The following is a 12,208-nucleotide window of genomic DNA, read 5'->3' on the forward strand; positions in this document are numbered from 1 at the left end:
GGTAATGACTCCAACTTACTGATAGTGTTTTATGTTCAGATAATGCCCGATGACCTTGTCATGCAGCTCCACCGATTTTGAGAACGACAGTGACTTCCGTCCCAGCCTTGCCAGATGTTGTCTCAGATTCAGGTTATGTCGCTCAATGCGCTGAGTGTAACGCTTGCTGATTACGTGCAGCTTTCCCTTCAGGCGGGATTCATACAGCGGCCAGCCATCCGTCATCCATACCACGACCTCAAAGGCCGACAGCAGGCTCAGAAGACGCTCCAGTGTGGCCAGAGTGCGTTCACCGAAGACGTGCGCCACAACCGTCCTCCGTATCCTGTCATACGCGTAAAACAGCCAGCGCTGACGTGATTTAGCACCGACGTAGCCCCACTGTTCGTCCATTTCCGCGCAGACGATGACGTCACTGCCCGGCTGTATGCGCGAGGTTACCGACTGCGGCCTGAGTTTTTTAAGTGACGTAAAATCGTGTTGAGGCCAACGCCCATAATGCGGGCGGTTGCCCGGCATCCAACGCCATTCATGGCCATATCAATGATTTTCTGGTGCGTACCGGGTTGAGAAGCGGTGTAAGTGAACTGCAGTTGCCATGTTTTACGGCAGTGAGAGCAGAGATAGCGCTGATGTCCGGCAGTGCTTTTGCCGTTACGCACCACCCCGTCAGTAGCTGAACAGGAGGGACAGCTGATAGAAACAGAAGCCACTGGAGCACCTCAAAAACACCATCATACACTAAATCAGTAAGTTGGCAGCATCACCGCTAATCTCTGTTGCTGGCATTAATCTGATCGGAAAGCCGATCAGTTAGTGATAATTGTTTCATTGAGTATAGTTTCTTCGATAAATATTGTTTCTTAAACTAATGCAGTGTTTATAATATTTGTGTTAAGAATTTTTTGGTCGATGATTTAATGACTTGTATATTTATTAAAAGGTATTTGACGAGATACCTTCCGCTACGATATAAAACATAATAGCCCCGATACATGCCTATTTCTTTACCTGATTGTTAAACGCATTGATGCTTTTTGTTATTACGTTATTTATTGGGGTAGGAGAGGGCCATTGAAGTCAAAGACTATAAATGATGTATTGTATTATATAGAAGATAATTTTGTTTCAGGCATTGGTATTGATGACATTTCACAGTTTTCCGGATACAGCCGCAGGCATATACAGAATATTTTAAAGCAGCGAATAAATATGCCTGTGGGGCTTTATATTCGTAGGCGACGGATAACCAAAGCAGCAAGCTTGTTACGCCTTACTCATATGGATATTATCGATATTTCAGTGCGGGTGGGATTCGATTCTCAGCAATCTTTCTGCCGTGAATTTAAAAAACTAACAGGTTATACCCCCACAGAATACCGTAAAAATCCCAGTTGGGATCTTTCGCCGTTAATGTCGTTTGTACTGCGCAGTGGTATTGTTGTCGGCGAATTGCAACTACGTACCTTACCTGCTGATACCGTGCATGGATTTCAGTACAATTATGACACACCAATCCCGCCTGCCAGTGACTCACATCTGCATCGATTAAATCTAATATTTGAGCAACTTACCAGTTCAAAACAAAATGTGTGGGCATTAACTGATTTCTCGTCTAATCCAAACTCAATGATGCGGTTGAAAGTTAAAAGCATCATTGGTAATAAAAGTCATCATTCGCCCAATGCCTATAATCGTTATGAGTGTCCTTCGGGAACGTATGCCTGTTTTTCATTCAGATTCAAGAAAGAGGACTATCCACTCTATTCAAGATATATTTATTTTAAAATGTTGCCGGAGAGTAAATTAAAAAGAAAGGCAGGTTATGATATTGAAATATTCCATTATAACCAAGAGGATCTTAAAAACAAAATAATTACCTGTGATCATTACATTCCGATAGATACGTAATGTAAAAAAGCTCCACTTGCGTGGAGCAAAGACCTCGCAGTACGCCTAAATTAGGATTAATTATTGGTACTCAGCATTGAAATACAAAACTGAACGTACAATGCCGGGACTGACATTGTTAGCTGTTTGAAAATACTGAGCATAAAACGGGATGGAATGATTACCTTTATCTTGAGGTGCTACATTGATATATGAAGGTGTATTGAATTTAACAGGCTGTTGTTGTTGATCTAACACCTGAATGCCGATGCCAGCAGCACCTTTGGGGTGGATATTCTTAAGTACACCGATAATACTGCGGTGACCATTCTCTGTGTCGCTCCAGCTTAGAATAACCCGGGAAGGCGTCGTAAAATCACTTTTACAGAGAAGGTCGATAGTAAATGGTTTTCTTCCCGCAGTGCTTCCATAGCCTCTGAATTGCTCAAGTGCTATATCGGGCAGTTTGACGTTGATCGAGCGGTTGCCTTTGATTGCGCATGACCGGTTGAGCATCGTGATATATTTTGCCGGCACAATGATATCCACCACGGGCAACGATTGAGCCTCACTTCTGATTTGCAGGTTGATGGAACCCGCAGCGGCTCCTGCCGCAAGCTGATCATCCAGTTTGATCAACTCAATCTTTATTTTGCTGTTCCTGAATTCATCTGCCGTCGCTCTGAAAGTTGATGGCCACTGGATCGTTTGTCCGGTTGAGGTTTCCAGGGTGACTTTAATGCCAATCCCACTCACATTGCTGCGTATAATACCGGGTTGTTTCATTGCGGACCGATCGCCAATAATCTGTGCGGAAAAAGGCTGGTTGTCAGTACAGCCTGACGCCTGAATATTCTGTAGCGAAAGCGTGCGCGTCTGAATAACTCCCCCTGACTGGATTGATTGCTTATCGTTAACGATTTCCGGCGACAAAATAAACTTTTGTGTGGTCAGGGTACATGCAGCACTGGCTGTCTGATGAATGCTCAAGGCGCAGCCCAGAATTAAAGCGGTACGTATTACCGACATGTGGCCTCCTGGTTTTTTAACACGATCGTGCATTTCCCTGTTTCCAGTGAAACGAACACTTCTGGTGAGGTGGTTTCATCAATATAAAGCGCACCGCCTTGTCCGACGTAGCCGACATGATTATTGGCATTGTCGCGGATGATGGCACCGAATGGCATTCTCTGCTGACCCTGCAGGCGGGGATAAATAATGTTCTGTTTTCTGAGCGTCGTTTCAAAGGTGACTGGAATGACATTACCTTCGTAAGGCGCAATCTTGGCCTGGGTTTTAGTAAAGTTCAGACCTTCAGTTGAACCTTTTGGATCGATAGTAACGTCATTCACGCGCCACGGACGAAGCCAAGGCAGAATGGCGTAGCCATTTTTATCGAAGCGGGTTCCAGGTACACCTTCAAGATGAGCGCCATGCGCATCAGGCGCATAGACCAGCGCGACGGTATCTGAGCGCTCTGGTGAAAAGGTTATTCCCCCCGCGTGCCCAACCAGCATGCCACTCATTCCACCGCTTACCTGGTGCCATGAGTTACTCTGACTCCACGTCCCGTTCAGCGAGGTATAAGGCGTACGCACCATGCCGTTTGCTCCCCATTCCACACTACCGCCGCGGAGATAGCTGGTATTGGCTCCCCAAACGATATTGTTTTCCTCATCAGTCGAGGTCGTGAAGCCGAGGCGTGTATTGTTGGCTTTGCCGTTATTGCTGTAGCTATCAGAGGAGATCTGCGTAAAACCGGCGTTATCCCGGGGCAGGAAATAGCTGAATGAGAGCATGATTTGGTCATCTTTGGTGACCGAACCCTGTTGATCCTCATTCCAGAAACGCTGGGCGGATATACTCCAGGTCAGGTTGCCCCAGGCATTGGTGTATCCCACGGCATACTGGCGATAATTATCCTGCTGATCCCAGAACTTCTTAAGAGAGCCGGATAAATAGAATGAGCCCCAGGTATCGGATAACGGCTGATTAATACTGGCGCTAAACGACTGCTTCTCGCGTGACGAGAAATATTGGCTGACGAATGCCTGTGCATCCAGGGCATCCAGCGCATCGCGTTGACCGTAAAAGTGATGTGAACTGTATTTTGCTTCCAGCCAGAGCGCGGTTGCCGACCAGGGTAGGGTGCTATTCCATGTCAGACGATACTGTTGTCCTTGTTGACGATTGTCCTCAAGCTTCAGGCGCGATTGGGTGATATCAAGGGCGAATGCGCCGAGTTGGGTGTTCAGACCGCTACCGATGAGGGCTGACTGATAGCGCTCGAATCCAGAGGCCCCGGTATACAACGTTAAATAGTTGTTCAGGCCATACTGCCAGTAGGCCTGGGCTAAAAACGGATCTTCATCATAATTATCTTCATCGACGGTGCCGAGAGTGATGCCATAGCGCGAAATGCCGGGTTTTAGTAGCTGTGGTACCGAAGAGTATGGAACGGTAAAGCGGCGGATACGCCCGTCTGATTCCTGAATCGTGACCAGCAACTCGCCGCCAGTATTCGCGGGCAACACGGAATCAATCGAGAATGGCCCAGCCGGAACCGAGGACTGATGAATGGTTTGACCATCCTGGGTGACGGTAATACGGGCGTTGGTCTCAGCTACGCCGCGAATAATCGGCGCCCAGTTCAGCGTGCTATCCGGGCGCATTAAATCCTCAGAAGCCAATCCCACTCCGAGAATAGCCATACTGTCGAACATCTGGCTGTCAGTATAGAACTTGCCAGCGCTTAACATGGATTTCCAACGAGTGATGGGCCGTTTTAGCGTCGTGCGATTATTGGCGTAATGGCTACCTATTTTGCTGTCCCAATTTTGGCTACCAAAATGTTCAATTAGCCACCCTCCAGCAGAGCTTCGGATATCCATTCCCACCCAGGCGCTGTCCGTACTTGAACGATCGTTACCACGTTGCTGGGTGCTGTAGTAATCGGCGTTATAGCTGAAATTAATCGCCGGTGCCCCTGGTTGCCAGAGTTCAGGTTGGACATAATTGTTTTCGATATTATCAACATAAGCCTGCGGGATGGTGATGCGCAGCTCAAGCTGGCTGGTGTTGAGTCTCTCCGTTGCTTTCCCGCTGGTGTCCCAATCGGCAATGCTGCCGCAGCGTGAAGGGTGAGCTGCCAGCGTTTGATTCATTTTTTCTGGGTTAATGCCCACGCCTTTGAGAAATGCTTCTGAATAACAGCTAACTAAATCGCCGTGATTATCTTTTTTGAATAATAGTTCACGACGTCCACGCCAGTTATCATTAATATAAATATCTACGATATATGTCCCGGGCAATAAGCCTGCGGCATTAAAGGACTGCAAATCGTTAAGTGAAGCATTGCCCATTAAGATGGCATTATCAAATTCATATCGGCTAGTGCTGTCTGCATGAAGCATGGCTGAAAATAACGAACCATATAAAATTACGCAGCCGGGTATGGTTAAGATCCTTTTACGTAAGCCCATTCTTTATTCCTTTTTTTTCTATTTATTAATGGCTGTTTTGAATTCCACGACGCTGCCGTAATCGTTCACTGCTTGTAAAACTACAGCTTCTCCAGGTTTGATTTTTTGTTTTGAATTGACCTTAGTTTTACTTTTAGGCGCAACCATGATGCTTTCTTTCAATAACCCGTTTCCTGAGGCGCTAACAACATCTACAACTGTGATAAAAAAGGGCGTCGGGTTGACCAACGTAATGCCGTCAGAGGTGGCAATAAATTCCATCTTACTTTCGGCATTTTGCCGATCTCCTAAACCGATCGGCCGCCAGAAAAATTTAAACCGAGAACGAATGGCTAAATTGAGAATGGCTGTGTTTTCCGTAGTCTGGCTTTTATCTACGGAGGGAATGTCCAGAATATTTAACCACCATAATGATTCTCGATCGTTCGCGGCAATACGTTTATCAATAGCTTTTTTTATTCTTATTGATTGTCCATTTTTTGGTGATGCTGCCAACTTACTGATTTAGTGTATGATGGTGTTTTTGAGGTGCTCCAGTGGCTTCTGTTTCTATCAGCTGTCCCTCCTGTTCAGCTACTGACGGGGTGGTGCGTAACGGCAAAAGCACTGCCGGACATCAGCGCTATCTCTGCTCTCACTGCCGTAAAACATGGCAACTGCAGTTCACTTACACCGCTTCTCAACCCGGTACGCACCAGAAAATCATTGATATGGCCATGAATGGCGTTGGATGCCGGGCAACCGCCCGCATTATGGGCGTTGGCCTCAACACGATTTTACGTCACTTAAAAAACTCAGGCCGCAGTCGGTAACCTCGCGCATACAGCCGGGCAGTGACGTCATCGTCTGCGCGGAAATGGACGAACAGTGGGGCTACGTCGGTGCTAAATCACGTCAGCGCTGGCTGTTTTACGCGTATGACAGGATACGGAGGACGGTTGTGGCGCACGTCTTCGGTGAACGCACTCTGGCCACACTGGAGCGTCTTCTGAGCCTGCTGTCGGCCTTTGAGGTCGTGGTATGGATGACGGATGGCTGGCCGCTGTATGAATCCCGCCTGAAGGGAAAGCTGCACGTAATCAGCAAGCGTTACACTCAGCGCATTGAGCGACATAACCTGAATCTGAGACAACATCTGGCAAGGCTGGGACGGAAGTCACTGTCGTTCTCAAAATCGGTGGAGCTGCATGACAAGGTCATCGGGCATTATCTGAACATAAAACACTATCAGTAAGTTGGAGTCATTACCAGGTATTACGTCCGTACAGTTTTCCGGTAATGGTCGCTAGCCCTGCATCTTTGTACATCCGAAATGAAACCGTACCTGCAAAGCGGTTGCTGCCAATATTCCATTCGACATTTCCAACGCAATTTAGCTGCTTTTCGGCATAGCGTGAATGCCATAGCCATCCGCCTGAGCCGAGCAATGTCGCCACGCCGATTACGATTAAAATAAGGTGGTGTATTTTTTTCATTGCCCGCGCATCCAGTAATAATGGGTAGTACAAAACGCGTGCGCATCTACCCGTGCATCTTTATCACAAACAAATGCCACGATCCTCTCCGCTTTACGGTAGCCGGAAAGGAAAACATGCTTGTTGTTTTCACAGAGAGAAGGGTGCAGTTGCATCAGATTGAAATAATTTTCCTGATCGTGATCATTCAGTGAGTAATAAATTTTACAGTTTTGCCGAGATGGGACCTGCATAGAAACAGAAATGAATTTACTAAACGGCATAACAGGACGTGTCTGATACCACACCAGCCAGATAATCAAAGTGGCAATAACGATGCCAGCGCTAAATATAATATTCCACCAGGGGACCCGCGTCGTTTGTTGTGCCGCGGGAGGAATTATCTTTGGGGGCGCGTATTCCTCTATTAGCGGTGACTGGAAAACTTCACTCTGAAGATGCGTTATCGCCTCTACCTGCGTATTTCCATTTAATCTGAGTCCGCGTCGTGAAATAGTTTTCACCGTATCACGTGGCAGACCCACATCCGCCAGCGCGTTACGTAGCGTCAGAATAGCCTGGTAAAATGTGTTGGTTGTGGTCACATTATTTCTCTCACCCCAACCCACTTTTATCAATGTGTTCTGCGAAACAATGTCACTTGCGTGAGTAATTAAATAGAGAAAGCAAAGCGAAGCTGGGAGCTGAAGTTGTATTGCGCGCCCGGTCTGACGATTGACCAGACTTTTGCTGTCAGGATTAAATTCGACCAACTGATTGATAAGGTACAATTGCCCAGCCCTCAGTAACTATAACGTATCACCGCGTGTGCCTACACATACCTTAAATTTTACATCCAAATCGTGAATATGCCTCACTCTTTGTACGTGATCGAAGATAAGAATTTCACTTAAGGATTAAAAATACTTTAAATACAACGTGTTACGTGTGTAAATTCTTAGGTGAGTATTAACTAATGTTAAATAATGAGAATTCATTACAGTTTTATCTGAATTCTCATTATATTTATCAACAGCACTTCAAGGGGGATTGAGTTATCAGGATTGTGTAATTAATAAGAACCCCTTTCATTGGTTAATTTTTAGCAAATAGTGCTTTTTTAATTTTTATTCTGGGATTTGGATTTATGCATAAAATTCCTAATACCCAGACTGTTATTCTGAGATAAAGCAGAAAAAAGCTTAGCGCAATCGCATTGCTTACAGCCTATTCATAATAGCGTATCAGGAGTTTATTACATTTTTTAAGTGTCACTGTTATTAACTGACAAGGAATGTCATACGTGTCGGATTGACACATTTATTTACCAATGAAATATTTATGGAAAAATAACAGGAGTCATTTTTGATGAAGAGATCACCATCACAGAGTGTTCGTTGCATAAGCTGTGAATTATCCTGTCAATTATTTCCGGATACTGTGGTACGCGCCAACTACTGTCACCGAGCCACTTTTGCGATCTGGCCAGAGGGAAATAGTTTTCTGCAAAAAGGAATTATTGAAAAACTTCTCCTTAATAATCAAAATCATTTGTCGCGTGGGTTTATTTTTGTGGACTTTTCCTTCCCAAACTTGCGCCTGTTCGCCGATCCGCAATGGGTTGACCGGCTGGCCTACAGCGGTATGTATATTGTGTTGATAGCGGACAGGAATCTCGCGCCGTTAGCCAACTACTGGCTGTCGAAAAGCAATAAAATACAAGGGATTATATATTCCGATGATGATGATGAAGTTCAGCATCAGAAAATTCGCCGATTATTTACCGGCCACCTTGCGAACAGTAAACGCGGACGCTCACTCAACTATACAGAAATGATATTACTGAAGCGGTTTGTGTCAGGGAAAAGTATTCAGCAAATTACCAAAATAGATAATATAGATATTAAGAAAATCTATGTCTACAAGCTCAGGCTTGAAGATAAATTAGGCCATAGCATTCATCAAATACTGTCGAATATTTTATAACGCATTTTTGATTCTTACTATTTTCACATCTTTGCGATGTGGTGGACGCCCTACGCCCGAAAGCAGGAGGCTATTATGAAAAAACCTAAGCATTACTCACGCATTGCGATAGCGGTATCAACCGCGTTAACGTCAATGGTATTTTCAACCCACGCGGCCTGGATTGATATTGATAGTCTTCCTGCCAGTGGATTGGTGAGCAGTCTTTCGCCGGAGTTGCAGGCTTTATTTCCTGCACAGACGAATGACAGTTTCAAAAAAAACAGCGAAACGCCGAATTATGTTTATCAGTGGAGTGCCGGTACCATTCCCGTTTATGGTCATGGATTAACGCTGAATGGGCCAGGAGGAGAAGCCTTCGACCACACCATTACCGTTATTCAGAACAGCGCGACGGGTAGCCCGGGCGTTATTTTCGGTGACGACCTTACGATTCGCACACAGTCAAAGAATGCCGCTAATAATGGTAAAGATGTTGACGGTATCCGCACGCACGGGGCTAATACGCCGGATAATCCAGTCTTTATTATCACCGGGGATCGCACCAGTATTTATGTGGACGGCCAGGATGGTGATGGTATTAACGCCGGATACAACGCCATCGGTCAGGGTGGGATAGGCTCAGCAAACATCTACGTCGGCGACGATCTGTATATTCAAACCACCGGTAACCAGGGACGTGGCATCACCGCCAACGCGTTTAGAGACGCAACGCTTGCCAAAAATACGATTATTGTCGGCGATCGTGCCCACATTGTGACTACCGGTAACAGCTCAGAGGGAATCCGCTCCGGACAGAGCGGGTCCTCAATCCGCCTTGGCAATGACGCCACCATCGAGACATCGGGCACTTCCTCAATAGGGGTCTACGCCGCCTCATCTTCCAAAACGGAACTGGGCAATAACGCCACTATTTCGGTAAGCGGAGCCAGCGCCCATGCGGTCTATTCCTATAATGCGACGGTGAATCTGGGTGATAATGCGACGATTCGTGTTAACAGCATCGATAAAGTTTACTCATTCAGCAAGGCCCCACGCGGCCTGTATGCGATTTCACGCGGCACGGTAAATCTCGGTGGCGGCGCTACTATTGCTATGGCGGGCAATCACAGCAATGAAAGCTATGCCATCAGTACAGAAACGGGCGGCATCGTCGACGGTTCTGCTGGCGGGCGTTTCCTTATCGACGGCGATCTTCACGCCGCCGGTGCTACTGCCGCAAACAACACCCAGCCGCAGCAAAACAGTACCATCAAACTCAATATGACCGACAACTCGTTGTGGAGTGGGGCGTCATACGTCACCAGCGCCACTGCCGGGACGGGGGTTATCTCGCTGCAAATGAGCGATGCGACCTGGAACATGACCAACAGCTCAACGCTCACTGACCTGACGCTGAACGGCGGGTCAGTGGTGAACTTTGGGCATGCTGACGGCGAACCGTGGCAGACGCTTACTATCAATGAAGATTTTACCGGCAACGGCGGAAAACTCGTTTTCAATACCGTCCTGAATGACGATGCCTCCGAAACCGACAAGCTGAAAGTGCTCGGCAACACCGCGGGTAACGCGTTTGTGGCGGTGAACAATATTGGCGGAACCGGGGCGCAAACCGTTGAGGGAATTGAGATCATCGAAGTGGCCGGTAATTCTGACGGTACTTTTGAGAAAGCGGGCCGTATTGTTGCCGGTGCGTACGACTATAACGTGGTGCAAAAGGGCAGCAACTGGTATCTGACCAGCTTTATTCCTGCTCCGCCGGATCCGGAAGAGCCGGACCCTGTCGATCCGGACCCGGTTGACCCTATTGACCCAGATCCCGTTGACCCGGACCCGGTTGACCCTATTGACCCAGGTCCTGTTGACCCGGACCCGGTCGATCCTGTCGACCCGATTATCCCTGAGCCGGAAGAACCTGTTGCGTCCCCTGTCACTGAGCAGCAGTACCGCCCGGAAGCAGGCAGTTATCTGGCGAACAACTACGCTGCTAACACGCTGTTCATGACCCGACTCCACGATCGTCTGGGCGAAACGCAGTACGTCGATATGCTGACGGGCGAGAAAAAAGTCACCAGTCTGTGGATGCGTAACGTCGGGGCACATACCCGCTTCAAAGACAGTAGCGGGCAGTTGAAAACCCAAAGCAACAGCTATGTCCTGCAGTTAGGCGGTGACCTGGCGCAGTGGAGTAGCGATGGCCTCGACCGCTGGCACCTCGGCGCGATGGCTGGTTATGCCAACAGCCAGAACCGCACGCAGTCCAGTCTGACCGGCTACCATTCACGTGGTCAGGTCACTGGTTACAGCGTGGGACTGTACGGCACCTGGTATGCCAATGACGCTGACAAGACCGGCACTTATGTAGACACCTGGGTGCTGTACAACTGGTTTGATAACAAGGTGATGGGTCAGGAGCAGGCGACGGAGAAATATAAATCCAGCGGGATCACCGCTTCTGTTGAAGCCGGTTACAGCTTCAAACTGGGTGAAAACGAGCGCAACAGCTATTGGCTGCAACCGAAAGCTCAGGTGGTGTGGATGGACGTGCAGGCCGACAGCCACCGCGAAGCGAACGGCACCCGCGTGAAGGACAACACCGATGGCAACCTGATGACCCGTCTGGGGGTAAAAGCCTTTATCAACGGTCACAACGCCATCGACGACGGTAAATCTCGTGAGTTCCAGCCGTTTGTTGAAGCCAACTGGATCCACAACACGCAGACGACTCGCGTGAAGATGGACGATGTGAGCAACGACATGCGTGGCACCAAGAACATTGGCGAGCTGAAAGTCGGTGTTGAAGGTCAAATCACTCCGCGCCTCAACGTGTGGAGCAACGTGGCCCAACAGGTTGGTGACAAAGGCTACAGCGATACCCGCGGTATGCTGGGCGTGAAATATAACTTCTGACGTAACTGCAGGTGACAAAAAGCCGCTGATTAACCGATCGGCGGCTTTATTTTTTGTGGGGGGAGGCCGGATAAGCGTTAGCGCCATCCGGCACCTGGTAAACCTGTAATTAACGCTTACAGGTTCAGTTATACGTTACTGGAGAGTCGCCAGCGTGCTCTCAATTCTTTTTAACTTCTGATTTGCTTCTTGCAGCTCATCCTGCAGCCGTTGTTCCTGCTCGCCATAGACCATCAGGACGATACAGCCATTCATCACTTTTACGGTAATCTGTTGCCCGGTATCAAACCCCGCTTCGCGTAGCCACTTGCCGGAAAGAATAATTTTGGGTGTGGATTTGTCGAAAACATTCGGGCGATATCCCACAATTACCGAATGCTCGGTTCCGGATTGGTCGGTGTCTGGGGTAGAATGCGAATCAGCCATAATCAACTCCTTGATAGTTGGTGAGGTTAGCTCTCGTCGGGTACTGCGAATACCGGGCGA

General features: G+C 47.8%; 11 protein-coding genes. 4 read left to right on the top strand and 7 right to left on the bottom strand.

Annotated elements, in window-relative coordinates; translation table 11 throughout:
- Nucleotides 1–15: 15 nt before the first annotated feature.
- A protein-coding gene (locus tag HV302_RS00260; protein ID WP_223429336.1) for an IS1 family transposase occupies nt 16–713 on the bottom strand; the annotation gives its coding sequence in 2 pieces (ribosomal slippage) (nt 16–464 and nt 464–713; 699 coding nt in all).
- A 361-nt stretch (nt 714–1,074) separates the two neighbouring features.
- Between HV302_RS00260 and HV302_RS00265 the strand changes: the two genes are divergently transcribed.
- On the top strand, nt 1,075–1,911 hold the full coding sequence (locus tag HV302_RS00265; protein WP_181626765.1) for a helix-turn-helix domain-containing protein: 837 nt from the start codon (nt 1,075–1,077) through the stop codon (nt 1,909–1,911).
- A 60-nt stretch (nt 1,912–1,971) separates the two neighbouring features.
- Here HV302_RS00265 and HV302_RS00270 read toward each other — a convergent pair whose 3' ends face one another.
- The 3 genes from HV302_RS00270 to HV302_RS00280 are packed head-to-tail and all read right to left on the bottom strand — an operon-like array spanning nt 1,972 to nt 5,867.
- Nucleotides 1,972–2,919 carry a fimbrial protein gene (locus HV302_RS00270; protein WP_181626766.1) on the bottom strand — a complete coding sequence of 316 codons (948 nt, stop codon included), beginning with the start codon at nt 2,917–2,919 and terminating at the stop codon, nt 1,972–1,974.
- Nucleotides 2,910–5,372 carry a fimbria/pilus outer membrane usher protein gene (locus HV302_RS00275; protein WP_181626767.1) on the bottom strand — a complete coding sequence of 821 codons (2,463 nt, stop codon included), beginning with the start codon at nt 5,370–5,372 and terminating at the stop codon, nt 2,910–2,912. The genes HV302_RS00270 and HV302_RS00275 overlap by 10 nt, the downstream gene beginning before the upstream one ends.
- Nucleotides 5,373–5,390: 18 nt before the next feature.
- Nucleotides 5,391–5,867, bottom strand: a complete 477-nt coding sequence (locus HV302_RS00280; protein ID WP_326928742.1) for a fimbrial biogenesis chaperone — start codon at nt 5,865–5,867, stop codon at nt 5,391–5,393.
- Between the two features lie 41 nt (nt 5,868–5,908).
- On the opposite strand from HV302_RS00280, the gene HV302_RS00285 reads away from it, so the two are divergent.
- Nucleotides 5,909–6,606 (top strand): IS1 family transposase gene (locus HV302_RS00285; RefSeq protein ID WP_223429336.1). Its coding sequence is split into 2 segments (ribosomal slippage): nt 5,909–6,158 and nt 6,158–6,606, totalling 699 coding nucleotides; the frame shifts between segments, so codons are not numbered across the junction.
- Between the two features lie 10 nt (nt 6,607–6,616).
- Here HV302_RS00285 and HV302_RS00290 read toward each other — a convergent pair.
- Nucleotides 6,617–6,847, bottom strand: coding sequence for a hypothetical protein (locus HV302_RS00290; protein WP_326928743.1), 231 nt, complete (start codon nt 6,845–6,847; stop codon nt 6,617–6,619).
- Nucleotides 6,844–7,617, bottom strand: a complete 774-nt coding sequence (locus HV302_RS00295) for a winged helix-turn-helix domain-containing protein (RefSeq protein ID WP_181626768.1) — start codon at nt 7,615–7,617, stop codon at nt 6,844–6,846. The genes HV302_RS00290 and HV302_RS00295 overlap by 4 nt, the downstream gene beginning before the upstream one ends.
- Before the next feature lie 577 nt (nt 7,618–8,194).
- On the opposite strand from HV302_RS00295, the gene HV302_RS00300 reads away from it, so the two are divergent.
- On the top strand, nt 8,195–8,812 hold the full coding sequence (locus HV302_RS00300) for a helix-turn-helix transcriptional regulator (RefSeq protein ID WP_016155022.1): 618 nt from the start codon (nt 8,195–8,197) through the stop codon (nt 8,810–8,812).
- A 75-nt stretch (nt 8,813–8,887) separates the two neighbouring features.
- The gene (misL, locus tag HV302_RS00305) at nt 8,888–11,722 is read left to right on the top strand and encodes an intestinal colonization autotransporter adhesin MisL (RefSeq protein WP_181626769.1); all 2,835 of its coding nucleotides are present in this window, start codon (nt 8,888–8,890) and stop codon (nt 11,720–11,722) included.
- 135 nt (nt 11,723–11,857) lie between these two features.
- On the opposite strand, the gene HV302_RS00310 is transcribed toward misL, so the two are convergent.
- Nucleotides 11,858–12,148 (bottom strand): SymE family type I addiction module toxin, encoded by a 291-nt coding sequence (locus tag HV302_RS00310; protein WP_141895750.1) that lies wholly within the window; start codon nt 12,146–12,148, stop codon nt 11,858–11,860.
- Nucleotides 12,149–12,208 lie beyond the last annotated feature (60 nt).

The sequence above is a fragment of the Citrobacter sp. RHBSTW-00859 genome (genome assembly GCF_013729795.1).
Lineage (GTDB): Bacteria > Pseudomonadota > Gammaproteobacteria > Enterobacterales > Enterobacteriaceae > Citrobacter > Citrobacter braakii.

Excerpts from the sequence above, each read along its gene's own strand:
- HV302_RS00270 (WP_181626766.1), bottom strand. The coding sequence starts at position 2,919 with ATGTCGGTAATACGTACCGCTTTAATTCTGGGCTGCGCCTTGAGCATT.
- HV302_RS00275 (WP_181626767.1), bottom strand. The coding sequence starts at position 5,372 with ATGGGCTTACGTAAAAGGATCTTAACCATACCCGGCTGCGTAATTTTA.
- HV302_RS00290 (WP_326928743.1), bottom strand. The coding sequence starts at position 6,847 with ATGAAAAAAATACACCACCTTATTTTAATCGTAATCGGCGTGGCGACA.
- HV302_RS00300 (WP_016155022.1), top strand. The coding sequence starts at position 8,195 with ATGAAGAGATCACCATCACAGAGTGTTCGTTGCATAAGCTGTGAATTA.
- misL (WP_181626769.1), top strand. The coding sequence starts at position 8,888 with ATGAAAAAACCTAAGCATTACTCACGCATTGCGATAGCGGTATCAACC.
- HV302_RS00310 (WP_141895750.1), bottom strand. The coding sequence starts at position 12,148 with ATGGCTGATTCGCATTCTACCCCAGACACCGACCAATCCGGAACCGAG.